The following is a 24,895-nucleotide window of genomic DNA, read 5'->3' on the forward strand; positions in this document are numbered from 1 at the left end:
ATAAAAAACACCAATGTAAAAATTTCCATTAGTACAAATGCTACCACCATTTTTCTAAAAAATCAAACTTCACATGCGGAACACAACAAATAATAATGTTCCGCATCTGAAATTCCTTTAGATGTACATACTTCGGCATCATATACAATGCTGAATGCATTTTTCGAGCATAATTCATTAAATGACTCTCGCAATTTATTCTTATTTTTCTGATTAGCGCTTAACCTCGGAAGCCAAAAATCAACTAGAACAATAAGGAACATTTTGACATTCTGCGGAATTTTATTTATTTCAAGTTTTCCTATAGCAACATTTTTCAACCGTTTAATATCGCTTTTTATACTTGCAATTTTGTCAGTTCCATTCAATCGCTTTGCTTCAATCAAATACACGCAGTCATTGTCAATAATGAGTGAATCAATATGTTCCCCCAACTTTCCTTCATTACAAATTGGGACTTCTTGCCATATAACAAGATTGTGTTCATGAGATGATTTTTCATTCCACAATTGCTCATATTGAGAACAGAAATTAAATGTCAAATTTCGTTCAGTAAATCCTAGAGACTCATAAGACGGATAATAATCTTCCAAGATTTTCTCATAACGCGTTTTCACACGGTTCATCACAGTTTTAATTAAATCCAGTCCTTTTTCCATTTTATACATCCATTCACTTAGAATGAGTACTAATTTAATTATTTCGTCGACATTTTTAATTATCGTGGGGATTTTCATGTTTTTAATGTTCTGTAGCGAGTGAAATACTTGCATTTTCAACCATTTTATTATGTTTTAGGTTTAAAATGCAAGCTGATATCTTCGCAGTTTTTAATAGTTGATTCGGAACAATCCTTAAAATCAATGCGGATTTCCAACCAGAAGACTACATCAAAGTTCAAGAAATAAAAAGAAGGCGTTGCCATTGGCAACGCCTAATTATCGCATAAGATATCAAAAAGCTATCTTTGCAAAGTCCGTTTAGCCAGATGTGAAATTTTCGCCGATTCCCGTCTGTTAAGCGGACATTTTTTATTTGCGAGGATTATTGTTCCCACGTCCACCACCGGAAGGTCCCTTGCCTCCGCCGTGTCCTGTGGGCCATCCTGCACCTGTTGGGTTATTTTGGGGTTGCGCCATATAAGCCTCCTTTTTTTACCATTGTCTTTGATTACTCGTTATGTGCCAGCCACCGCCTTCTGGGCAGCGGTAAACATGCATTGTTATGCCCGTTACAAACCGGCGTTCACTGGCAACCGCATTTGCATCATATTCGGTAAGATAAAGATTCTTTCTCTTACCATCTTTGCCACAGCAAAAACACATGATTATTTTCTCCTCCCTTGATACTTCGCATCTTCAGAATTACAAAGGCGTGATTTATTATTCATCGCATCAATGTATTGCTTGTTGAATCCCGATGTACCCTTGTTAGAATTATTCATGTTACTGACATTATCCGCAGGTTTCATTTTTGATCCTTTTTTACAAGAAACGGAATTGTTCCTTGTGTAGTCTAAAATTATCTATTCCGTTTCTAAAAGGCAATATCGAGAAGCCGTCGAGTTACGTCAAAAAAATACGACGGAAAAATCACTTGAATTTATCCCGATTTTCTTCGAGATATTTCAAGACATGACTTGAATTCTTTGATACAGCAAAATCCCAACAAGAAAATTCCGTAACGTCTCTATGAAGAGCTCTTTGATTCGGATTTCCACCATGTTCTATCATCATTTTAAAAAGCTTGATATTATCAGATTCCGCAGCAAGCATCAGAGATGTATATCCCCTAATACCATTAATCTCTAGAGGCATGTTTGGATTAGCGCCTCTTTCTAGCAAAAGCTCCGCAATTTTGTACAAATCTTCCTTTTTTGAGTATTTTAGAAACTGTCCATAAACATCACGTTGCTTACCTTGAATCATCCATCTTGCTCTGACATTGTTTTCAGAGTTCCAAGTCTTTATTATTTGATCGTTAGACAACCCTCTAAAATTGTCAATTCGACGACGAAGAATATCGACCATTTCAGGACTCCATAATTCCGAAGGATAAACACCAAGAATCGAATCCTCTGGTACAAACAGTTTTGTAATAGTATACAAAGGAGTTTCTCTCTCTGGAGAATGAATCCCATCAACATCTGCCCCCATATCCAGAACATCCTTGACCACACTTGGATTTCCACTTAAAACAGAGAGGCCTAAGCAGGTCAGTTTCATTTTATCTGTTTGCGTATTTAATGTTGTTACCTTATGAGGAAGAACTTTTAAAATATTGAACAATTCCATACCCAATTCCGGTTCATAAGGCATATCCGTAAGATTCATCTTATGAATCGCAAGTAGAAGAGCAGAATCTCTAGAAGACGTCATTTCATTGACGTCAACCTTAGCATTCGCTAATTCTTTTACCGCCTCAACGTTTCCCATCATAGTAAAGTAGGTTAATTGAGGAAACTGTTTATACGTTACGAAAATCCTTCTACAATAAGGTTTTATTGGCACTTGAGGCAACTCTTTTTCATTAAGTTGAAGGGGGCCATTTATTCCTGTTTCAAATTTCTCAATTTGTTCTGAGTTTTTTATTACTCCTTTCGGGAAATAACGGAAAAAACTATCTGACCACGCCTTCTCTTCCCAATCCTCTATTTCCGTAGTCGTTGTTCTCGAATCTTTGTTGACTGGTGGATAATTTTTTTCATAAGAAGATATTGGGGCCTCTATTTTCTTTGCGTAAATACCAAACACAATGCAATAATTTTTGATTAATTTTAGAAAAGGTCTGTTTTGGCAAATAGCGCCCAAAGCCAATGCGGGCTGATAGATTGTTGCGGTTTTGTTGTCATCTATAAGGAAAGCCGTTTCTTCTAGATTGAATATATAGAATAAATTTGGTAAAACCTCTTTAAAAATTTCAAGCGCCGAGTCAAACTCCCCCTCATAGACTTTTGCTATCGCAGCAAGGGTCGGACGAGTCCATTCACTAATAAGACTGTCCTTGCCATGCAGATTACAGAAAATATCAAAATCATCTAATACCTTTTTGAAGTTGTAATCTCCAAGTTCAGCCTGCTTTCTTATGGCTTTTTGTGCTACCACGAATTGCTCGCCAATTATTTTATATTGGTTAAACGCCTCTAGAGATGTATTTTGCAGCCTATAATCAGGATTTTTTTTTAATTGCGCAAAAATTTCTTGCATACTAAATGGATGTGCCATTTTTTCAGCTTTTTGCAAAAGGCAGGCGAGGAATAAAATTTCACAGCAATAGATGTAATTATTAGGAAGACATTTTTCATCAATTGTACCAAAGAGTTCCTTCATCGACGGAATTTGGCTTCCTTTAATCCACCGTGCAACCTTATCCCGTTCACTGTTCTTGAAACTTTTTAACAAGTCTGGATTCTTCTGCATGACCACCTCAAATCCGTATTTTAACGGCATTGAAGTTTGATAAAGATTGTCCAAAATAACCGTATCCTTACAAGAAATATGATTCTTAAGGTCATATATCCAGCATGCAGCTAATCCTATGCGATAGCGGATAATAAATTCCCGATTCGGAGCAACATGTGCAGGGGTACACAAAATAACTTGTGCATTTTTTGCATAAAAACCATATTTCCAAAATCGCATCTGTGTTTCAAGATTGTCTTTAGGAAAAGGAGCAATTATAAAAGATGACTTTGGGTATTCAAAAGGAAGCTTGAAGATTTCTTCTTTAAGCATTTCCAATGTATCAAAATCGATCTTTGGATCTCTTGCCATTTGGTCGAGTTTTTTAGCAAAATCGGGTGCCGGCCGAGTGTCAAGAACGCTCGAAATAATCTGCAATTGCTTTGCCAAATTAGGATGAGGCGGATTGAATTCCATATGTTTATAATCAGCCATAAAATTTCCTTTTTTGATCGAATATATAAAAGTGCATTCGTCGTTTCACATCTTTTTTTTACGCCACTATTTTTTCGCAATTTCTTCCACTTTTTCCAAGAATTTAAGATTCAAATAATCTCAGTAAGGCGAAGATAAAGCCCAGGCGTTACGGGCGCGGCGACTGAGCGCCCGTTAGAAAGGGTAGCGGAAGACCCGACCGGGGCGGGTTATACAAAATACGCCCACTCATTGAGTGGGCGTGATTATAAGGGCGGGGTCGGGGCAGGAGCGAGGGGAAGGCATTCCCCCTCCCAACAACTAGTTGCGACTTCGTCGCAATAGCCTGCGCCTCAGCAGTGGGCACGCGAGTGGTCCCGTTGCACTCGGCTTGTGGCTACTTTACCACGATGTTCACGAGCTTACCCGGAACAACGATGGATTTCACAACAGTCTTGCCATTCATGAACTCTTTAACACGGTCGTTTTCCATAGCGAGCTTTTCGAGGGCGGCCTTGTCCATGTCCTTGGCGACAGATGCCTTGGCGCGGACCTTGCCGTTCACCTGGAACACGACTTCCACGGTGTTTTCCACAGCCTTGGAGTGGTCAGCTTCCGGCCAGGCGACATTCGTGAGCGAGCCTTCATGACCGAGGATGTTCCACATTTCTTCGGCGATATGCGGGGCAAACGGGTGCAAGAGCTTGACGAACGTTTCGCACGGTTCGCGGTAGCGCTTGTCCATCTTCATCATTTCGTTGTTGAAGATCATCAGCTGGCTGATGGCCGTGTTGAAGCTCATGTTTTCAATGTCGTTCGTGACCTTGATAACGCTCTGGTGCATCACCTTTTCGATAGCTTCCGGAGCGGTTTCGTCAACGTAAACCGGAGCAGCATCGTCATCGCCCACCACGGAGCGCCAAGCGCGTCCGAGGAAGCGGTTCATGCCTTCGATGCCCTTGGTCTGCCACGGCTTCACGGCGTCGAGCGGACCCATGAACATTTCGTACAAACGAAGGCTGTCAGCACCGTAATCACGGACAACGTCATCCGGGTTCACAACGTTCTTGAGGGACTTACTCATCTTAGCCACAATTTGCTTGAGTTCGATGTCAGTGCCCTTCTTGAAGAACTTGCCGTTCTTTTCTTCGACTTCGTCAGTCGGGACCTTGGAGCCAGCAGCATCTTCGTATGCGAAGGCAAGAATCATGCCCTGGTTGAAGAGCTTCTGGAACGGTTCGTCGGTAGAGACGAGGCCGAGATCGAACAAGACCTTGTGCCAGAAACGGCTGTAGAGCAAGTGAAGCACGGCGTGTTCAGCACCACCCACATAGAGGTCGACCGGCATCCAGTACTTTTCAAGTTCCTTTGCCACAAATGCATCACCGTTGCAAGCGTCGATGTAGCGGAGGTAATACCAGCAAGAACCAGCCCACTGCGGCATGGTGTTCGTTTCGCGGATACCCTTGCGGCCGTTCTTATCGACGACCTGGAGCCATTCGGTGGCGTTCGCGAGCGGAGACTGACCGCCGTCACCCGGCTTGTAGTCCTTGAGTTCCGGCAAGAGCACCGGAAGTTCGGCGTCGTCCACCGTAGAGATTTCGCCGTCTTCCCAGTGGATGATCGGGAACGGTTCACCCCAGTAGCGCTGGCGGCTGAAGAGCCAGTCGCGGAGCTTGTAGTTCACGGTAGCCTTGCCGATCTTGTTCGCTTCGAGCCATTCGATGACCTTCGCGATGCCCTGCTTCTTGTTGAGGCCGTTCAGGCAAAGCGTGTCGTTCTGGCTGTTGATGTAGGTGCCGTCGGCAGCCCAGCAGGCTTCACCCTTGAGCACGAGCGGCTTTACATCTTCGGGGCAGCTTGCATCCGGTTCCATAATGCAGATAACCGGCAAGTTGAACTTCTTCGCGAAATCGAAGTCGCGAGTATCGTGAGCCGGCACAGCCATGATAGCGCCGGTGCCATAGCCCGTCAAAACATAGTCAGCAACCCACACCGGAATCTTCGTGCCGGTAAGCGGGTTCACGGCATAAGAACCAGTGAACACACCGGTCTTTTCCTTCGCAAGTTCGGTACGGTCGAGGTCGCTCTTGAGAGCGGCGGCGTGCACGTATTCTTCCACGGCGGCTTTCTGTTCGGCAGTCGTGAGTTCCGGCACCATAGCGTGTTCCGGAGCAACGACCATGTAGGTTGCACCGAACAGCGTATCGCAACGGGTCGTGTAAACGCGGAGCTTCTTTTCGGTCGGCTTGCCTTCAGCATCAGCAATGGCAAAATCAACTTCGGCACCGTAGCTCTTGCCGATCCAGTTCTTCTGCATGTCCTTCACGCCCTGCGGCCAGTCGAGCTTGTCGAGGCCCTTCAGCAGGCGGTCGCCATACAGCGGAATGCGCATGAGCCACTGCTTGAGGTTACGGCGTTCGACTTCCTTGGTGCCGCACTTTTCGTGAGAACCGTCGTTCAAAACTTCTTCGTTAGCGCAGACAATCTTGCAGTGCTTGCACCACCACACCTGTGCATCGGCGTAGTAAGCGAGGCGCTTAGAATCCTTGTACTTGCGGACTTCGGCTGCACCCTTGGCTTCCACATCGGCAGGAATCGGAAGCTCTTCGATGGGGCGGCCCTTCTGCTGGTCTTCATCGAACCAGGTGCCATAAAGGCGCTTGAAAATCCACTGCGTCCACTTGTAATACTTCGGGTCGGTGGTGTTGACTTCCTTGTTCCAGTCGTAAGAGAGACCGAGGCGCTTGATCTGGCGGCGGAAATTGTCGCAGTTCTTCTTGGTCGTAATGGCCGGGTGCGTACCGGTCTGAATAGCGTACTGTTCAGCGGGGAGGCCGAAAGCGTCCCAACCCATCGGGTGGAGCACATTGAAACCACGGCTGCGCTTGTAGCGGCAAATGATATCCGTTGCAGTGTAGCCTTCCGGGTGGCCCACATGGAGGCCAGCACCACTCGGGTACGGGAACATATCCAAGCAATAATACTTCGGCTTGGACTTGTCTTCGCCAGTCTTAAACGTCTGATGTTCTTCCCAGTAGGCTTGCCACTTGGTTTCGATTTCTTGCGGATTATACTTTGCCATTATTTATTCCTCTAACGCCGCGACGGAACCGCCACGACCTCATTAAATTTTCGAGGCAAAAGATAGAAACTTAAAAAACCCCGCATTGCGGGGCCAGTAGCAAAAGAGCGTTACAAAAACATCAATCCGATACTATCGATTCTGGATTCTGTTCACCTAAATTATTCCATTTGCCGCTAGAACATTTAAAATACATGTCCCTGTAAGCATGGTAAGGCTCATAATGGTATTTCGCTATTTTTCCTTCATTTGCAGCATCACATTTTTCTTCAATCCATCCATTATCGGTATAAGTAAAAACCGCAATATTAGCCGTTTTCAATCTGTTGAAACGCGGATCTCCGCCAGCACTTAATCGCAAACCGCCACACCAATAATCCGTTTGTTCGTCATCATAAGAAGCAAGGCTGACGCTATTACGGTTTTCTCTGCACTGAGCTTGAACGGCGGCCGCCAAAGGAGCAGCGTGGTCCAAATCGATCCAAGTTCCTTGTTCGCACTTGAAATAGTAATAATCTCGATAATAGACGGCTGAATCCGTAAGCTGAACAAACATAGAATCAATAGCGCCTTCACGTTCCGAACCGCATGTCGGAAAAACTCTCAACGCTCTTTGATACCGAGATTTTTCCCAAGTTCCCTGTTTGCACTCATAATAAGTCCAATATAAAGCTAGCACAGAATCCACAGCACCTTCGTTATCGACCCTACATTCAGAAAAATTTTCCACCCGACGAATAAACGTACTTGCCGAACTTAAAATTTCAGAACTACTCGAAGCCACATTGCTAGAAGACTCTGGACTTGAAACAGCCTCGCTGCTAGAAGATACAGGATTTGAAATGACTTCACTGCTCGACGATTCAACAGCCAAAGATTCTGTCGCCACAGGCGCCGGGTTACTCACCGCATCATCGCTGCACGCCGTAAAAAACAAAAAAGATGCCAGCATCGCTAGCACGGAGACATGATTCCTTTTGAACATAAAAACAACTCCCATTATGTTCCAAAAATTTATCCGTAAAATACAAACTCACAAATTCAAAAACCATTTTTACAAAAAAATGTAAGAAAAAAAGAAGCCCCAGAAGGCGGCCACCCTTCCAGAGCTAAAATTACAAGTCTACGCTATTAGTTTTTAGTTTTCGCCGTTTCGCATTTCAGTCTGCTCACGGTCCATGGTGTAGGTCAGGTATTCTCTAAAGTCACGATCGATTTCCACTTCTGGATCGTCGTTATAATGACCAGAGAGAATATCAATAAGTTCTCGATTGTCTGCCCAGCCAAGCACACCGACAGCGTCAAACGTCATGGACTTATCGCCCGGAGCTTTGGCTATATATTCAATCTTGGACTTTTCGACCCAGCCCTGCCCACAGCTTCCTTTAACGAGAACTTCCGTGTCAGCTTCCCTGACAATCGTAAGAGCATCATTAAAGCCTGCCGTGCACACGACCTTGCCACCACCTTTATCTGATGTAACATTGATATCACCTAGCTTAGACTTTACTTGTCTCGCCGCAAAAGAAGACGAGACCAGAACAGACAAAGCAAGGAACATCATCAACTTTGCGGTTTTCATGATTGACCTCCTTATTGTATTAGGGTGGGACATCCACCCACTTTTCAAATTACAAAGTAAAGTTTACAGAAACCAGAAAATGCATGGTTTAAGTTAGAATAGAGACATTTTTTCCCGTTTTTATTTTCCATGCTAAGCAACCGGCTCCCGCGCCCATTCTGTAAACTTTCTTTTTCTATTTATTTAACCCTTATTAAAATATTTTTAAGTCGTTGAACCTCCACGATTTGTTATTATTCCGTCATGCTTTTAAAAAAATCTTGCTTACTCGCGTCCATGGTTTTAGCGCTCGCCACGAGTGCTTTTGCTCAAAGTTCCGATGATGACGAATGGGTTTCTGTCGATTCACCGAGACCCGCTTCCGAAAGTGAAAAATCAGGTTCTTACGACGGAACAAACGACAGCGAATTCGCAAATGACGAAGAATACGCAAGCGCATACGCAAGATACAAGACGCAGACAACATCGCGTTCCGAAATCAGCAAGCAGCGCAGCGAAGGGTTCTCGCAGTCCGTGTTCCTTGGAGCTCGTTTGCAAGGCGGCTTCAACACGTTCCTCGGTTCAAAATCCGATGGCTGGGGCGCAGGCTGGAACGTCGGTGGCGGTCTCATCATCAAGATTTCGATGTTCACAAAGAACTTCAGCATTGTGCCGGAACTCACGTTCAACTATCGCCAGTACAATTACGAAAAAGACATGAATGATCTTTACACAAACAAGGCAAGGATCAACATCATGTTGTTTGAACTTCCGATCATGTTCCGCTACACGTTCGACCAGTACGACTTCTTTGCAGCTGCCGGTTTGCACCTCGGTCTCAAGCTGATGGGTAGCGCCGAATACGGTTCCGAACCGAAAGCAGGCGTCATCGCCGATAAAGAAAACAGCGGTTTGAAATCCACCACCGAAATCGCAACCACGAATATGGAAGTGGGCTTTGCTATCGAAGGCGGCTACATGCTGACACGTAACGTTCATTTGAACCTCCGCATTGTCCAGAGTTTCACGAACCTCCTGAACCACGGCTTGACCGTGAAGCAGCCGTTTGACGAAGCCACGCTCCTCACGTTCTACACCAACGTCGGTATAGCATTCCTGTTCTAGTCGGTTAGTTATTAGTCATTGGTCATTAGTCAATAGTTTTTAATTGCAAAAAAGGAAGCGCCAAACGCTTCCTTTTGTTTTTACGCATTTGTCTGTAGGGAACCAACACACTCGTCATGTTGAGCCCGCAGGGCGATATACGATACTTGGGACTTTAGTCCCTTAGTAGAGTTAAGCTCATTGGGCTAACATCCAGTTAAGTTTTATGACTGACGAGATGCACCGCCGAATGGCGAGACGCGCGCCTTACCTTCTGCGGATTCTCGGGATTTCCTTCTGAATCAAGAGCTTTTCGATCGGGGCAAATTCTTCGTGCGATTTGATGGCTTCCTTGTAGAGCACGTCGGCGAGCGTCGGGTTGTGCGCGAGGAAAGCAATCAGAATCGCGTTGCGCAAGAAGAATTCATCCATCGCAGCGATTTCGTACTTCTCGTAGAAATTCGCGACATATTCCGCAGCGAGCCTGTAATTCTTGGCACGGGCAGCTTCCATGATGTTAAACTCATCCACAAACGATTCCGGCAGCGCCCCCGCATTCACAAGATTGCGAACTTTAACATAAACCTTGTTCGTGTCGCGAGCTTCCATTGGAATGCCACGCATCCATTCCACATATTCTTCGCGGAACTTTTTCCAATCCGGGGAAGTTTCATCCACCTTGAATTTTGGACGCACAAGGCTATCCACCGCCGTTGCTGAATTAGAGACATTTTCCGAGACTGCCGCAGAATCCGCGCCCTTTTCAGAGTCATCCGCATTGGAATCGAGCATCGACGAGATGCCTTCAAAAACTTTCTTGCGCTTTTTCACTTCTTTGATATACGCCAAGAGCGCACGTTCGCGATACTTGTCCGTACCCGCTTTGAGCATGGACTGCACCTTTATCGGGCGGCGCAATGCATAATCTGCTGAGTCCAAATATTCCGGCCAGCAAATTTCGCAGCTGTCGAACACCTGCACAATGCGCGCATTCGAATGTACAAAGCGAGCTTCTTCAGCCTTGTTGTCGACAATCGGGATAAACGTGCTGTTCGGTTCCACGCCGTCCAAAAGCGATGTAATCATCTTCGACGTAAAGAGGAAATTCTGTTCGCCAAAGAAATCTGGTTCGCGGTGGATGCGTTTGAATTCCTTCACAAGCGTTGGATCCGTGCTGAAGCGGCCAATGGCACGCTGCATCACCGGTTCGTCACTGGCGACAATAATAATGTCCGGTTCTTCAGGAGCCTTGTACAAACTCACGTACGGGAACGCCACGTCGAGCGCCTTCAAGATGTTGAGGAACAGCAAGTCATTGAATTCATACGTCTGGATCCACTGCACCCAAAGTCCGCCCGGTTTCATATAGCGGCGCATTTTCGCATAAAATTCATGGCTGAACAAGCTTGCGACACCGCTCACCCACGGGTTACTCGGCACACTAATCATCAAGTCGTACTTGCGACGGTTCGTGAGGAAGAACGTCTGCGCGTCATCAATGAAAATGTGGATACGCGGATCATCGTAACCGCGAGCGTTCCACGGATAAAATCCGCGAGCGAGATTCATCATTTCTTCTTCGATTTCCACACAGTCAAAATCGCGCACCAGCGGATCTGAAAGCAAGTAATGCGCACCCATGCCACTGCCAAACCCGACCATCGCCGCATCGTAAGGCTTGTCCTTCATCGCCATCGGCATAAATGCAGTCGCCGCCTGCGTAAGCTCATCGCCTTCAATCGGGCGTTCACGATTCTTGCTCATGCTCGCATCGGCCTTACCGTTCGTTTTCACGTAATAATGCACGTCGGATTCGTGGAAGCTGATCGTCGCCGTCTTACCGTCACGCACCACAATCTTTTCATCCGGATGCAAATTCTTGTAAGCGCGGAAGGCGCCTGACGTAATCATGTGCGGATCGAAATTCACAAAGAACGAAGGCAAAATCATCACCGCCGTCATCACGTAAAAAAGCACACTATAACGGAACTTTTTACGATAAATAACGAGCAAAATAAAGCCAATCATAAAGTCAAGCACAGCCGCGAGCACAAGCGAACCCTTGAGCTGCAAAAGCGGCAACAGCAAAAGTCCACCGCCCGCCGAACCGAGAATCGAACCCACCGTATTCCAGCCGTACACCTTGCCAATCGGGGCTTCGCTCTTGAACGCACGCGTCAAAATCAGCGTAATCAGCGGAAGCGTCATGCCCGCAAAGAAGCTCGTCGGCACCATCCACAAAATCGAAAGCGCGTACTTGAAAATGCTCCAGCAAACATAACCGTCATTCGTCGTATTGAAAATCTGGTTCGCGACATTCATGCCTTCCCAAAACGGCTTGTAGAAATACAGCGTGCAAAGCGCAAAGAATCCCATGAAAATTTGCGCAAGCGAAAGCACCACAAGCGAGTCCTTCTTCAACAGCTTTCCACTCACGGCACTGCCAATTGCAAGTCCCAAAATGAACGCCGAAAGCATCTGGTCAAAGCTATGACTCGAAGAACCCATCAACAGCGAGAGCAAACGGATCCAGACAATTTCATAGACAAACGAAGTGAGTCCCGTAATCCCAGCAATCCAGAACCACATGTTTTTCGGAGGCATGGCGAGCTTGTGTTCCGCCACATAATCTTCGTTAAGCGGTTCCGCAGATTTAGACTGCGCCGCGACCTGTCCATCAGCCCCATCTTCTTCAAGTTCTTCCTCGTACGTCGAAGGCGTCGTATAGCCGATAAAGCAGAACACCGCAGCAAGCAAGAAGTTGATTGAAGCCGCGACGCAAAGCGTGATGTGGTTTCCGAGTTCCGGAATCAAGATGTAACTTGTGAACAAAATACCAATGGCACTACCAAGGCTGTTCGTAAAGTAAAGCATCGGGAGCGAGACTTCGGCACCGCTCTTTCGCATAAGACCTGCCGCAATGAACGGGAACGTCATACCCACCGCAATCGCAATCGGGAGCGTCGAACCCGTCGCCAACACCACCTTCAGAATTTCCGCGCCGCGCGAACTCAACCCCGCCACAAAATTCGAATCGTAAAAGTAATCCGTGAGCCAAATGTACATCGGGTGGTAAATCAGCCCGCCAATGCCAATCGCAAGTTCCACCGCCGCATACCCGAGCAGCGGCCTCTTCACGCGCTCCACAAGCTTGCCCGCGACAAAACTGCCGATTGCAAGCCCGCCCATATAAATGCAGAGCGTGAGCACCTGACCATAGCTCGAATGTCCGAGGAAAAGTTTAAGGTACCTGGCCCACGACCCCTCGTAAATGAGACCCGCAAAACCAGAGAGAGCAAAAAGCGCGTAAATAACGATATTCATGAGTGCAAATCTATACTAATTAAGTAGTTATAAATTGATTGGCGCTTCTTTTCCCTGTAATTTTTTCGTGACACGAACAACCAGCCACTCCCACTTCAGCTCATCATTCCCGACCCTTACCTTGTCATTCCAAACTTGTTCGGGGGCCTTCTTCCTACATTTCTAATAGGGAACCGCAATTGGGGTTATTATTTATATAAAGCTAGTGACAGTGGGCCTAGCATTTTCTATTTTTATGCATAAAAGCAAATATACGCATAAATTTGAATTTTAAACACGGAAATCAAAATGACTCTTCGCGAAGCGTTTGAATCAAAGATGATGCTGCTCGATGGCGGCATGGGCTCCGTTATCCAGACTTACGGGATCAAGGGCGCCAACAACGACATGCTCTCCATCGAAAAGCCCGAGATAATTCTCGACATCCAGCGTCGTTACGTGGATGCAGGCGTGGATTGCCTCACCACGAACACGTTCTCGAGCCAGCGCGTGAGCCAACACGAATACCACCAGGAACATCGCATCGCCGAGATGAACCGCGCCTCCGTGAAAATTGCAAAGCAGGCCGCCGAAGAAGGCTTCAAGAAGTACGGTCGCAAGGTCTACATTCTGGGCGACGTCGGCCCGACAAGTAAGATGCTTTCCATGAGTGAAGACGTGAACGACCCGGCAAGCCGCGCCATCACTTTTGACGAACTCGAAGATGCGTACTTGGAACAAATTTCCGTGCTCATGGAAGAAGGCGTTGACGCCATCCTGATTGAAACGATTTTTGATACGCTGAATGCAAAGGCCGCCCTCAGCGCTTACAGCAAGGCAAACGATGCGCGCATTGAAGCCGCAAAAGCAGCAGGCACTCCCGAAGCAGAAATTAAGCCGATTGAAGTTATGCTCTCGATGACCGTGAGCGACGCCTCCGGCCGTACACTTTCGGGCCAGACGGTCGAAGCATTTGCCGTAAGCGTGATGCACATGCATCCGCTTTCCATCGGCTTAAACTGCGGTCTCGGTGCAGACGGCATGGTGCCGTACCTCCGCCGCATGGGAGCCATCGCCCCGTGCTACCTCAGCTGTCACCCGAACGCAGGTCTTCCGAACCAGTTCGGCGGTTATGACGATACGCCCGAAGACATGGTGCGCCTGATGCGAGTTTATTTGGACGACAAGCTCGTGAACATGATTGGCGGTTGCTGCGGTACGACTCCAGAACATATCGCCGCGATGCGCCAGATGCTTGATGCGCTCCCGGCCGACTACAAGCGCCGTGAACCCGCACCCAAATACGTCACTAGCCCGCGTCTCCGCCTTGCGGGGCTCGAACCGTTGTTCAGAGAACAGGTTCGCCCGAGCAACGGCGCCGACAGCTGCAATGCCGATGATTTCGTGAAGGTCGGCGAACGTTGCAACGTCGCGGGCTCCAAGAAGTTCCTGCGTCTCATCAACGAGAAGAATTACGAAGAAGCGCTCGACATCGCCCGTAAGCAGGTCGATGACGGCGCCGACGTGATTGACGTGAACATGGACGATGGCCTCCTTGACGCCACCGCCGAAATGCGCACGTTCCTGAACTTGATTGCTTCCGACCCAGCCGTAAGCCGCGTGCCTATCATGGTCGATAGCTCCCGCTTTGAAGTTATCGAAGAAGGCCTCAAGTGCATCCAGGGCAAGAGCATCGTGAATTCCATTTCCCTCAAGATGGGCGAAAAGGCGTTTATCGAACATGCACTCACCGTGAAGCGCCTCGGTGCCGCCGTAATCGTGATGCTCTTCGATGAAGAAGGTCAGGCCACGAACTACGAGCGCCGAGTACAAATTGCGTCCCGCGCTTATGATATCATGGTGAAGCAACTTCACTTCGACCCTTCCGATATCATTTACGACCCGAACGTTTTGACAGTCGCTACCGGCATGGCAGAACACAACGCCTATGCCATTGACTTTATCCGCGCCGTCCGCTGGATTATGGACAACCTCCCCGGCGTCCGTATCTCGGGTGGTCTTTCGAACCTTTCGTTCGCATTCCGCGGCAACAACTACTTGCGCGAAGCGATGCACACCACGTTCTTGCATTACGCCATCCCGAACGGCATGGGCATGGCGATTATGAACCCGAGCGCGATTATCAAGTACAAGACAATTCCGCTTGAACTCCGCATGGCGATTACCGAAGTCATCTTCAACACGGAACCGGAAGCAAGCGAAGAACTCATCGAAATTGCAAGCCGCATGAACGCAGCCGCAGCAGCGGCAAAAGAAGCAGGCACCAAGTACGATCCGAAGGCCATTTTCGCAGTAAGCACAGGCGCAAGCAGCTCTTCTGATGAAGGCAATGCAGCCGCCGACGCCAAGCCCACCACGCCCGAAGAACGTTTGCAAGAAGCACTCCTCAAGGGAACTTCGACAACGCTCCAGCCGGATTTGATGGAACTCATCAACCGTGGCGATAGCCCCGTCGGCATCATTTCTGGCCCGCTCATGGATGGCATGAACGAAGTCGGCCGTCGCTTCGGTGAAGGCAAGATGTTCCTCCCGCAAGTCGTGAAGACCGCACGTACCATGAAAAAGGCTGTGGAAATTTTGCAGCCTTACATCGAAGCAGGTAAAGACGCAAACGCATCAAGCCGCGGTAAAATCGTCATCGCCACCGTCAAAGGCGACGTGCACGATATCGGCAAGAACATCGTTTCCGTGATTATGGCTTGTAACGGCTACGACATGGTGGACCTTGGCGTGATGGTTCCCGAAGATGTGATTGTCAAGGCCGCGATTGAAAACAAAGCAGATATCTTGAGCCTTTCCGGTCTCATTACGCCATCTCTCGAAGAAATGTGCACGGTTGCAAAGGCGATGCAGGCAGCCGGTCAGCGCATTCCGATTATCGTCGGTGGCGCAACAACCTCGCCCACGCATACCGCCGTAAAAATTGCTCCGTGCTATGACGGTCCTGTTTTCCACGTGCGCGACGCCGCTAGCAATCCGGGCCTTGCCCAGAAATTGCTCGACCCCGCCACCCGCGAACAAACGATTCAAGAAAATCGCGAAGAACAACAGCGCATCCGCGACAAGCAAAACGGCATCAAGACCGAAGCCGCAAACGCCATGGCCGCAGCCGCCTCCACGCCAGAAGAACGCCGTTTCCAATACGACTGGAGCAAATACCAGCCGGTACAGCCGCCGTTCATGGGCGAAAGCAAGCTCCCGCCGATTCCTATCGAAAAGATTATCCCGCTCATCAGCTGGGAATACTTCTTCTTCACTTGGAAAATCAAGCCGGACGAAGAAGAAGCCAAGAAGCTCAAGGCCGATGCCGAAGCGCTTATCAAATCGCTCACAAAGCCCGAATACGCCCTCCGCGCCGTTCAGGCATTCTACCCTGCTGCCGGTACTGAAAAGTCCGTTATCTTTAACACGGGCCGCACAGGCACGGACGCAGACCTCATCGAAGTCTCGACTGCACGCCAGCAGAATCCCGAAGGCACTTGCCTTGCGCTCTGCGATTACGTCGCTCCGGCAAACGCCAATACCGCAAGCGTTTTCGCTTCCCCCGCTGGCAAGGACGTTTTCCGCGACATCGTCGGTGCATTCGCAGTGACCATGAGCGACACATTCGTCAAGCGCTTGGAAAAGCTCAAAGCCGAACAGGGTGGCAGCGATTACGACGTTCTCCTCATGCAGACCGTCGCCGACCGCCTCGCCGAAGCTGGTGCTGAATACTTGAGCCAGGAACTCGACCGCACAAGCGGCTGGAAGGGCATCCGCCCGGCCGTCGGCTACCCCGTGCTCCCGAATATCAAGGAAATCTTCAACGTCGCCAAGCTCATCGATTTCAATAGCGTTGGCATCAGCCTCACCGAAAACGGCGCCATGTACCCGCAAGCATCCGTGAGCGGACTCTACATCAGCCATCCCGAAATCGATTACTTCCAGGTAAAGTTGTAATACATATCAAAACCGCAATCACTTTTGGCTGATGTTCGATGGAGACAAGTTAATTTCGTTCGTCGATGGACTATTACGCTAAATTCGGATTTGTAAATGAAGGTGTCAGCAATTCCGTCCACGGCGGAGTCGTCTGGTACCAAATGCGCCTTACGTTTTAGCTTCAGCCTTCCACGGCGTAAGCCCAACGACCTGATCGACAGGGAGTGCAAATGCAATTCCCTGCCCCATCGTATTCAGGCCCGCTTTTTCGTACAAAGCGTGCAGCACAGCATCCTTCACGTTCAGCGGCACAAGAATCATCACAACTTCTTTTTCTGGTTGGATAGCGATATGGAAGAACGCTTCCGCTTCCTTATTTGCCGTACCACGGGCATTCAAGACCGTGCCACCACGGGCACCCGCCTCTTTAGCGGCTTCCATCACAGTATCGGAGAATCCGTTGTTCACAATGCAGATAATTAATTCATGCGTATTCGGTTTCATAATTACCCTCTCCCTACCTGAGATCGGTTGTCGCTCAAAAAGTTAAATACCGATTTGCCAATAACGCTTGACATCGGAATCGTATAGGCAATGCCCTTGCCGTTCACAATCGTCCTGAATTTTTCTTCCAGACATTCCAAGACGGCAGGCACATGGTCTTCGCCAATGATACTGATAATCACTGCGCGTTCTGAATCCGCAAGTCCAAGCGCCGCCATGATTTCACGCGGAGCCGTTCCGTGGCCGTAAAACACGAACTGCATATTCGCACCAAACGACTGGATGTAATCCATGTAGAAGTCAGCCTTTGCGCGATTCACCGTCGTCACCAAAATCTTGAGACGATTCATCGAAACTTTCGAATGAACCTTTTGAGGCACCGCCCGTTTCAAAACATTCTTTACTGTTTCAACCATCGTAGCCTCTACACAAAGTCAATAATCTGTTCGTCATCGGCATCCTGCAAGCGACGCATCATAATTCTGTTACGCCAAAGCCTTGCCACAATCGCCTTGAAACCAAGCACCTGGATCGTTATGAGCGGAGTCATTGCAACCATCGCCACAATGCCAAAGGCGTAATTCAAAATTGAATCGCCGCCATCGTGAATCACGGAGCATGCGCCAATTGCCAACGGCAGAATAAAGCTCGAAGTCAACGGACCACTCGCCACGCCACCAGAGTCAAACGCAATTGCCGTATAAAGTTTCGGCACAAAGAAGGAGAGCCCCAGCGAAATAAAGTAGCCAGGCAAGAGGTAATAAATAATCGGGAATCCGATAATAATGCGAAGCATCGAAAGACCAATCGAAATGCCCACGCCCACCGAGAGTGCAATCAGCATCGAGCGCTTAGTCACAAGGCCACCGGTCACTTCTTCGACCTGCTTGTTGAGCACGTGCACCGCCGGTTCTGCAAGCACCACCACCATGCCGATGATAAAGCCAGCCGCCACAAGCGCGTGCGGGCGTTTCGCCAGTTCACACCCGATTTCAAAACCAATCGGCAAGAACCCGACCGTCACCGCCGTCAAGAAAATCACAAGCCCGAAAAACGTGTAAAGGATCCCGACGCCCACTTGCACAAGCTTCACCATCGGGAGCTTGAGTACGGTCCACTGCAACGCGCAGAAGAACACGACAATCAGCCCAAGCGCCACAAGCACCTCACGGGCAATCACCATTACCGTAGGCAAAAAGTGTTCGCCAAGGCTAGCATCCACCGAGTACGCCGCCGTCGAAAGTTCATACGTCAGGTCGCCCTTCGAAAATACCACCAAGCCCATCAGGGCCAAAATCGGTCCAACCGAGCAAAGCGCAATCAAGCCGAAGCTGTTTTCCGATGCATGCTTACCGCCAATCGCACCAGCAACGCCCACACCAAGAGCCATGATAAACGGCACCGTAATCGGTCCTGTCGTCACACCACCCGAGTCAAACGCGAGCGGCACAAACGCGTTCCGCCCGACGGACACCATGAGCATCCCGAGCATAAACAGCACCATGTAAAAGAAGATGATAATCAGCGAAAGGTCTTTCTTAAATACAATCTTCAAAATTGCAAGGAGCAAAAAAATCCCGACACCCACGCCAATCGTCGAAATCAGGAGAATCGGCCGCACCGCATTTTTCACCTGTTCCGCAAGCACGGACAAGTCCGGTTCCGCAACCGTAATGAGCACGCCCATCACAAAGCACACCGAAACGAGCAACAGGAGCCGCCGCGACTTAGTCAAGCCCGACCCCACATACGCCCCCATCGGCGTCATCGCAAGGTCTGCCCCCAGATTAAAAAGTCCAATCCCAATAATCAAGAAAATCGCGCTAACCGTAAAAACAATTTGCTCTTTCAGCGAAAAAGTCACAAGCGGAGTATGCGACACCACCAGCACAATAAGCGTAATGGGCAAAACAGAGGCAAAAGCCTCTTTCAATTTTTCAAAAAGAATTTTTTGCATCGCTATATAATATAATTAAATAAAAAAATTAACTACCCATGCAACCGCCCGTAAACCCCGCGCATCCAAAATAGCGAAATGGACGAAAAAGTCATCATAAAGAAGATTCAACAAGGAAGTCGTGAAGCCCTTGGCATGCTGTGGAAGTCCCATAGCACAAATGTTCTGAACCTAGCGTTCAGAATGCTCAAGAACCGCGACGAGGCTGAAGACGTCTTGATGGACATTTTCGTCTCAGTTCCAGGTAAAATCCAAAAGTTCCGCGGCGAAAGTACTCTCAACACCTGGCTGTACCGCCTCACCGTCAACGAGTGTTTGATGAGGCTCAGGTCCAAGAAGCGCCATGCCGAGCTCGAAGAAGAACATATCGATCTCGTGACGGACAGCGCTCTCGGGAGCAAGCACGAGGAACAAAAGGATTACGACCCGGAACTGCTTGAATTTGGACTGTCAAAGCTCTCCGCCGAAACGCGAAGCATGCTCTGGCTCAAGGACGCCGAAGATCTTGGCATCAAAGACTTGTCTGAGATCTACAACATGCCCGAAGGCACAATCAAGGCAAGGCTTAGCCGAGCAAGAACAGTCGTCAAGAACTTTTTACAGGAGAACCTGAACTATGCATGATAAAATCGATTTTTCAAGACTCGAAAGAATCGAACCCAGGAAAGACTCCTGGGAAAAAGTCTGTGCAAGACTCGATTCTTCTGAAAAGAACAAGTTTATCAATTTCATCCAGACGCGTACAAAATACGCGCTTGCAGCAAGCTTTACTGTCATCGCATTTTGGACTGCCTTCATGACCGTCATGCTGAACACGAACAATTCCGAAGACATCCTCATCAAGAATGTCGCCTCGGACGAACTCGTCTCTTGGTACGGCAATCTCGGTGAAAAAAGCGATGATGAACTCGAAAATTTGGACACTTACAAATCCATCAGCTATTTATTACAGGAGACCAAATAATGAACGCTTCCACCAAGACCTTCCTCGCAAGCCTGATTATACTCGCTTGCTCTCTCGGATTTGCCATTGGCGCCTTCTGCTTTGCAGACCGCGGCTTTGGCGCTACATGCTGCTCCAAGCAGTCCACCTGCACGCCATCGCATAAACAATGCGCCTGTGGCTGCGAAAACCATGACTGTGCCAAGAACGACTGCTCTTGCAACTGCTGCAAGCGTGGCGGTATGCATCATGGCAAGCATCACGGCGAATTCCATGGTGAACGCTTCCACGGCAAGGACTTCCGCGATGACCGCCCTGAAGGTCCGCGCGAACACATCAAAGAAGGCAAGCATTTCGACAAGAAGTTCGACTTCAAGAAAGGCCCTGGTCCTGAATTCATGGATTCCATTCTCCAGGTCACGCACGAACAAAGAGCAGCACTCGATAAGCAGCGCATCGTAATGGATTCCACGTTTAAGGAACTCCGCAAGCAAAAGAAGGATGCTGAAAAAGCTCTGCACAAAGCACTCGACAGCAATGACGAAAAGCAAATTGCTGCTGCCAAGGCAAGCATACTCAAGGCTCAGGAAGCATTGCTCGACCACAGAATTAACGGCGTAAAGAACTTCAACAAGATCCTCACCAAGGAACAGCTCGAAAAGTTCAAGAGCTTCCACAAGGATCACCACAACAAACCCTAGAATTTTATTTTCATGATTCCTTGAAAAATAAGCCTCCGGTCACCCGACCGGAGACTTTCTGTTTTTACAAGCGATTCATAATCAATTGCATTTATCTTTTCACGTCATTCTGAGCGAAGCGAAGCATCCAGTAAAATCTTGAAATCAACAATCTACATTTTCCCACATATTTTCATCGCGGGTAGCATCCAGATGTTGTTCTGCAGTCTCGGCGATTTTTTCATTGTGACCACGCAGTGCCGCAAACGGGCTGAAAATCTTTGCACGATTCGCCACAGACATTCTTGGGTGTTTCATCAAGAAATTCCAGTCATTCCGCGGATATGGCAAATCAATTATATCCTTATAATCATCAATCACGCCTTGTGCCCTCCGATTTGCTGGTTGCGCTCACGCGTTGTTGCGCCCTCTTGCATATCCATTCCCTTGAAAATGGCGTTCTTGCCAAAGCGCTTCTTGATGGCGATTTGCGCCTGCATCATCTTCTTCTCGCGTTCAATCTTTTTCACGTCCGTGAAGAGATCGTAACTCTCTTGCGTTGCTTCCAGAACGTTATTCGCCGTGAGGTTCAAGCGCTTCACCGTAAGTGACGGATTCATGATGCGGTCCGCAAGTTTCATTACCGCTTCTGCAATTGTCGATGCCGACGAAGTGTAATTCAAAAGCGGAGCTGTTCCATGTGCAGGCTTCGGGATTTCACGCCCATAATTATCGATAACCGTCTCGCCGTGATAAATCCCCTTGTCCACATTTTCGCGGTCATAGCCCACATGGAGCGTAAGGCCGTTCGTGACCAAGCCTTTCTCGACAAGGTCAAGCGCAAGCGTATCTACCATTTCGCGGATAACGATTTTTGCCTTGGCACAGTCGTACGCACAACTTAAAACCTGCCCACCGCCGATGCTATGCGTCTTGGACTTGTACTGTTTGATTTCGGCAATGCCGCACGGCTCATAGCCCCACGCATGGTCAATCAAGATTTCGGCATTCACGCCAAACATCTTGTAAAGCGCATCGGGATGCTTGACACTTGCACGCGCAAGATCACCCATCGTAAAAATGCCACGACCATTATTCAAATAACAATGCGCCAAGCGCTCCGCAATACCACGCCCTAGTTGCCAAAAGCTCGTAATCGGCCGATGTCCCCAAAGCTCCTTACGGTACGTCATCTCGTCTAGTTCTGCAATGCGAACGCCATCAGCATCAGGAGCCACGTGTTTCGCCATCACGTCCATCGCAATTTTGCAAAGGTAAAGGTTTGTTCCGATGCCCGCTGTCGCCGTGATGCCCGTCGTTTCAAGCACATCGCGAATCATGTCCTTTGCAAGTTCCCGCGCCGACTTCTTGTACATCGAAAGGTAATGCGTCAAGTCGATAAAGCATTCGTCAATGGAATAGACATGGATATCGTCTGCGCTCACGTATTTCAGATAAACGTTAAAAACACGGGTAGAATATTCCACGTACTTTGCCATTTGCGGAGGAGCTACAATATACTCAACATCCTTGCCCGTTTGGCGTTTGACTTCGCGCACCTTCTGGATAACCTCGAACAAGCGAGCACGCCCAGGAATCCCATAAGCCTTAAGGCTCGGACTCACCGCAAGGCAAATCGTCTTTTCGGTACGGCTTGCATCCGCCACCACAAGATTCGTCTTCAGCGGATCAAGTCCGCGAAGCACACACTCCACAGACGCAAAAAACGACTTCAAGTCGATAGCAGCATAAGTACGTGTTTCGCGCGGCAATCTCATTATGCTAAATATAGATTTTTAGCTGCACAAAAGAACACTTTAAATAAAAAAGAAGTCCGTCTCCAACACAGACGGACTTTCTTTTGGATGATATACTACATACAATACTTTTTTATGACCGGTATATGCCCCAACACCCATATAACAGCAAAGCTTAAAACAAAAGTAACTACTGAACGAAGCGGAATCGCAATGATTGGATTGATAACAGTTGGCGTAAATCCAATCCTCGAAAAAATAATATTAAAGAAATCATGAACCAAATACATTCCAAAAGAATATTTCGAAAATAAAACAATAAAGCTTTTTGTACGTTCTGAAAAATTCCTATTCATAAAGTAATCCTTTACGAATACATAAACCGCCACAGCCTGAATGACTACATTGGGTCTAAAATTTCCATACAGCAATTGACTAGCTGTTCCCAATTTAATGCTAACAAAAAACGTTCCAAGAATTTGAAAAACAACCGACAATCCAGCTAATACATAAATCCATTTTTTTATTCGATGTGATAAATCATACCTAAACAAGTAATACCCCAAGATGAAATAACCCGCATACCCCATCAATTCTTTTATACTAAAAGAAATTTTCAGTCGATCATCAAATAGTATTAGCACATCTTGGAATAGCGGCAGCAAGGAGCCAAACAGGAAATACAATATGAAAAGATAGTGGTAATGTTTTTTAGTCGCATGAATCGTAAAAACTCTAATCAACGGAACAAGCATATAAAGTCCAATAATCATATATAAGAACCATAAATGGTACCACGCATGTCCGAATACAAATTTAGAGCATTGTTTTAGTATACTAGTAGCAAGTTCAGCATCACAAACTTTGTCTATAAAAATCATCTTTGATATGGACAAAGATCTATAAAACACCCCCCATGCAATCAAGGCGACAAGGATTCTAAAAATACTCTTGCGATATAGCTTTGAAAGCGTTATTTCTTTTTGGGGATTCAAGAAAAACATTCCACTGACCATGACAAAAATCGGAACTGACCACCGAACCAAGCATTCATAAAAATTCGCAATCTGCCACGCATAACTTTGAATGGGATTAGCCACAAAACCAGAAGCACTTACATGAAGCACCATAACTGCAAGAACAGCCAAAATTCTCAAGATATCTGGATAAAGAATTCGATTGTTTGGCAACAAACCGCTATATGAAATTTCTTCGTTGGATGGCATTTTACCCCTCAGTGTCTAGTGTGAATTTTTCAAGAAAGAAATTCACTCCCTTACACCAAGTGGCATACCAATAAAAAAGGCGTGAGTCGTTAGTGCCTATATGCTGGACGGGTCACCACAACCCTGCAATACACAAGCACAAAACGACCCACGCCCGATTGGGCGTGAGCGTTCGTCTTATTCTGTATTGCTTTTAGAAGTGGTGATTTTCCAGCATTGAATAAGAGGCGAATCTCAAATCTCAAACGTTTTGCTCTATTTAAAACTTTGGATTCATTAGATAAAACAAAACTATGTCGCCAAGAAATATAGCAATTATAGAAAGTCAATAAAAAAAAAAGAAGTCCGTCTCCAACACAGACGGACTTTCTTTTGGATGATCGAGGGGGCTAGGCGGCAAAAACGATCAGGGCGCAGCTCAGCACGAGCAGGAGCACGCCCCAGACGGTCTCGACAATGGGGCCCAACTTCCTGATCTCAGTTTCCTTGTTTTCCATGGCGTTATCCTCACTATACCCCGAGGCCTGCGACATCGCCTGCCTACAATTCTAAACTACAATTCCTGCGGGCGCGCGGAGTATACATTTTGGATATTTTTATGGACTTTTTGTCAATGTGCCAGGTTGGAATATTCAAGATGCAAATATTGCAGGTCCGCATAACGGCGCGGTTTCAGTCCAAAGTAAGTGACAAATAGTGTCTTAAGGACAAGGTAAAAAAACAGGGCTAGAGAGCTACAGAAAACGCACTTGCTTGGGAGCTGCATGCCTGGAGCGTGTATGCCGCCGCGGGAACGACAGCGCGAAATTGCGTGGGCGGAACAAAAAAAGAAAGGGCCCCTCGAGGATCTACCTCAAGGGGCCCGTGAATCCAGCGGCGACCTACTCTCCCGGGCCCGGGGGCCAGGTACCATCGGCGATCTGAGGCTTAACTTCCGTGTTCGGGATGGGAACGGGTG

General features: G+C 47.6%; 17 protein-coding genes, 1 rRNA gene and 1 pseudogene. 6 read left to right on the forward strand and 13 right to left on the reverse strand.

The features are described 5' to 3' along the window. Positions 1–62 precede the first annotated feature (62 nt). The 5 genes from BUC30_RS05405 to BUC30_RS05425 all read right to left on the reverse strand — a co-directional run bounded on the left by BUC30_RS05405 (position 63) and on the right by BUC30_RS05425 (position 8,542). Entirely contained in the window at positions 63–659 is a 597-nt protein-coding gene (locus BUC30_RS05405) for a hypothetical protein (protein ID WP_139260791.1), read from the reverse strand. A gap of 933 nt (positions 660–1,592) precedes the next feature. After that, a complete protein-coding gene (locus tag BUC30_RS05410) occupies positions 1,593–3,896 on the reverse strand; it encodes an ankyrin repeat domain-containing protein (protein ID WP_073423868.1) in 2,304 nt (767 codons plus the stop codon). A 376-nt stretch (positions 3,897–4,272) separates the two neighbouring features. Next, positions 4,273–6,960: a leucine--tRNA ligase gene (leuS, locus tag BUC30_RS05415; RefSeq protein ID WP_073423869.1), complete on the reverse strand. Its 2,688-nt coding sequence runs from the start codon at positions 6,958–6,960 to the stop codon at positions 4,273–4,275. 121 nt (positions 6,961–7,081) lie between these two features. After that, positions 7,082–7,945 carry a hypothetical protein gene (locus BUC30_RS16280; protein ID WP_244536493.1) on the reverse strand — a complete coding sequence of 288 codons (864 nt, stop codon included), beginning with the start codon at positions 7,943–7,945 and terminating at the stop codon, positions 7,082–7,084. A 153-nt stretch (positions 7,946–8,098) separates the two neighbouring features. Continuing rightward, a complete protein-coding gene (locus BUC30_RS05425) occupies positions 8,099–8,542 on the reverse strand; it encodes a hypothetical protein (protein WP_073423870.1) in 444 nt (147 codons plus the stop codon). Between the two features lie 276 nt (positions 8,543–8,818). On the opposite strand from BUC30_RS05425, the gene BUC30_RS05430 reads away from it, so the two are divergent. Further along, a complete protein-coding gene (locus BUC30_RS05430) occupies positions 8,819–9,646 on the forward strand; it encodes an outer membrane beta-barrel protein (protein ID WP_073423871.1) in 828 nt (275 codons plus the stop codon). A 246-nt stretch (positions 9,647–9,892) separates the two neighbouring features. On the opposite strand, the gene BUC30_RS05435 is transcribed toward BUC30_RS05430, so the two are convergent. Beyond that, positions 9,893–12,949, reverse strand: coding sequence for a fused MFS/spermidine synthase (locus BUC30_RS05435; protein WP_073423872.1), 3,057 nt, complete (start codon positions 12,947–12,949; stop codon positions 9,893–9,895). Positions 12,950–13,237: 288 nt separating this feature from the next. Here BUC30_RS05435 and metH point away from each other — a divergent pair, with 288 nt between their 5' ends. Then, positions 13,238–16,888, forward strand: coding sequence for a methionine synthase (metH, locus tag BUC30_RS05440; RefSeq protein ID WP_073423873.1), 3,651 nt, complete (start codon positions 13,238–13,240; stop codon positions 16,886–16,888). A 65-nt stretch (positions 16,889–16,953) separates the two neighbouring features. After that, a pseudogene (locus BUC30_RS16495) lies at positions 16,954–17,049 on the forward strand (GNAT family N-acetyltransferase); the annotation flags it as partial. On the opposite strand, the gene BUC30_RS05450 reads toward BUC30_RS16495, so the two are convergent. Genes BUC30_RS05450 through BUC30_RS05460 form a run of 3 tightly spaced genes read right to left on the reverse strand, consistent with a single transcriptional unit; the run spans position 17,039 to position 19,331 of the window. Then, complete coding sequence (locus tag BUC30_RS05450; protein WP_073423874.1) at positions 17,039–17,374, reverse strand: P-II family nitrogen regulator; 336 nt, start codon at positions 17,372–17,374, stop codon at positions 17,039–17,041. The pseudogene BUC30_RS16495 and the gene BUC30_RS05450 sit on opposite strands and share 11 nt — an antisense overlap. A gap of 2 nt (positions 17,375–17,376) precedes the next feature. Beyond that, positions 17,377–17,790 carry a hypothetical protein gene (locus BUC30_RS05455; RefSeq protein ID WP_073423875.1) on the reverse strand — a complete coding sequence of 138 codons (414 nt, stop codon included), beginning with the start codon at positions 17,788–17,790 and terminating at the stop codon, positions 17,377–17,379. 8 nt (positions 17,791–17,798) lie between these two features. Next, the gene (locus tag BUC30_RS05460; RefSeq protein WP_015731938.1) at positions 17,799–19,331 is read right to left on the reverse strand and encodes a DUF1538 domain-containing protein; all 1,533 of its coding nucleotides are present in this window, start codon (positions 19,329–19,331) and stop codon (positions 17,799–17,801) included. 78 nt (positions 19,332–19,409) lie between these two features. On the opposite strand from BUC30_RS05460, the gene BUC30_RS05465 reads away from it, so the two are divergent. The 3 genes from BUC30_RS05465 to BUC30_RS05475 are packed head-to-tail and all read left to right on the forward strand — an operon-like array spanning position 19,410 to position 20,975. After that, positions 19,410–19,955, forward strand: a complete 546-nt coding sequence (locus BUC30_RS05465) for an RNA polymerase sigma factor (RefSeq protein WP_073423876.1) — start codon at positions 19,410–19,412, stop codon at positions 19,953–19,955. After that, entirely contained in the window at positions 19,948–20,295 is a 348-nt protein-coding gene (locus BUC30_RS05470) for a hypothetical protein (protein WP_073423877.1), read from the forward strand. The genes BUC30_RS05465 and BUC30_RS05470 overlap by 8 nt, the downstream gene beginning before the upstream one ends. Then, complete coding sequence (locus BUC30_RS05475) at positions 20,295–20,975, forward strand: Spy/CpxP family protein refolding chaperone (protein ID WP_073423878.1); 681 nt, start codon at positions 20,295–20,297, stop codon at positions 20,973–20,975. Before BUC30_RS05470 ends, BUC30_RS05475 begins: the two co-directional genes overlap by 1 nt. Positions 20,976–21,119: 144 nt before the next feature. Here BUC30_RS05475 and BUC30_RS05480 read toward each other — a convergent pair whose 3' ends face one another. The 4 genes from BUC30_RS05480 to rrf all read right to left on the reverse strand — a co-directional run. After that, positions 21,120–21,272, reverse strand: coding sequence for a hypothetical protein (locus BUC30_RS05480; protein ID WP_244536494.1), 153 nt, complete (start codon positions 21,270–21,272; stop codon positions 21,120–21,122). Between the two features lie 59 nt (positions 21,273–21,331). Then, entirely contained in the window at positions 21,332–22,732 is a 1,401-nt protein-coding gene (locus BUC30_RS05485) for a Y-family DNA polymerase (protein WP_073423880.1), read from the reverse strand. A gap of 95 nt (positions 22,733–22,827) precedes the next feature. Further along, the gene (locus BUC30_RS05490) at positions 22,828–23,937 is read right to left on the reverse strand and encodes an acyltransferase (protein ID WP_073423881.1); all 1,110 of its coding nucleotides are present in this window, start codon (positions 23,935–23,937) and stop codon (positions 22,828–22,830) included. An 868-nt stretch (positions 23,938–24,805) separates the two neighbouring features. After that, positions 24,806–24,895: ribosomal RNA gene (gene rrf / locus BUC30_RS05495) — 5S ribosomal RNA — on the reverse strand; the annotation flags it as partial.

It is taken from the genome of Fibrobacter sp. UWB7 (assembly GCF_900142945.1).
GTDB lineage: Bacteria > Fibrobacterota > Fibrobacteria > Fibrobacterales > Fibrobacteraceae > Fibrobacter.

Bases quoted from the DNA above. Each gene is read 5' to 3' on its own strand.
- BUC30_RS05485 (WP_073423880.1), bottom strand. From the start codon at position 22,732: ATGAGATTGCCGCGCGAAACACGTACTTATGCTGCTATCGACTTGAAG.
- BUC30_RS05460 (WP_015731938.1), bottom strand. From the start codon at position 19,331: ATGCAAAAAATTCTTTTTGAAAAATTGAAAGAGGCTTTTGCCTCTGTT.
- BUC30_RS05455 (WP_073423875.1), bottom strand. From the start codon at position 17,790: ATGGTTGAAACAGTAAAGAATGTTTTGAAACGGGCGGTGCCTCAAAAG.
- BUC30_RS05430 (WP_073423871.1), top strand. From the start codon at position 8,819: ATGGTTTTAGCGCTCGCCACGAGTGCTTTTGCTCAAAGTTCCGATGAT.
- BUC30_RS05465 (WP_073423876.1), top strand. From the start codon at position 19,410: ATGGACGAAAAAGTCATCATAAAGAAGATTCAACAAGGAAGTCGTGAA.
- BUC30_RS05480 (WP_244536494.1), bottom strand. From the start codon at position 21,272: ATGAAACACCCAAGAATGTCTGTGGCGAATCGTGCAAAGATTTTCAGC.
- BUC30_RS05470 (WP_073423877.1), top strand. From the start codon at position 19,948: ATGCATGATAAAATCGATTTTTCAAGACTCGAAAGAATCGAACCCAGG.
- BUC30_RS16280 (WP_244536493.1), bottom strand. From the start codon at position 7,945: ATGTTCAAAAGGAATCATGTCTCCGTGCTAGCGATGCTGGCATCTTTT.
- BUC30_RS05450 (WP_073423874.1), bottom strand. From the start codon at position 17,374: ATGAAACCGAATACGCATGAATTAATTATCTGCATTGTGAACAACGGA.
- BUC30_RS05405 (WP_139260791.1), bottom strand. From the start codon at position 659: ATGGAAAAAGGACTGGATTTAATTAAAACTGTGATGAACCGTGTGAAA.
- BUC30_RS05410 (WP_073423868.1), bottom strand. From the start codon at position 3,896: ATGGCTGATTATAAACATATGGAATTCAATCCGCCTCATCCTAATTTG.
- leuS (WP_073423869.1), bottom strand. From the start codon at position 6,960: ATGGCAAAGTATAATCCGCAAGAAATCGAAACCAAGTGGCAAGCCTAC.
- BUC30_RS05475 (WP_073423878.1), top strand. From the start codon at position 20,295: ATGAACGCTTCCACCAAGACCTTCCTCGCAAGCCTGATTATACTCGCT.
- BUC30_RS05435 (WP_073423872.1), bottom strand. From the start codon at position 12,949: ATGAATATCGTTATTTACGCGCTTTTTGCTCTCTCTGGTTTTGCGGGT.
- BUC30_RS05425 (WP_073423870.1), bottom strand. From the start codon at position 8,542: ATGAAAACCGCAAAGTTGATGATGTTCCTTGCTTTGTCTGTTCTGGTC.
- BUC30_RS05490 (WP_073423881.1), bottom strand. From the start codon at position 23,937: ATGCCATCCAACGAAGAAATTTCATATAGCGGTTTGTTGCCAAACAAT.
- metH (WP_073423873.1), top strand. From the start codon at position 13,238: ATGACTCTTCGCGAAGCGTTTGAATCAAAGATGATGCTGCTCGATGGC.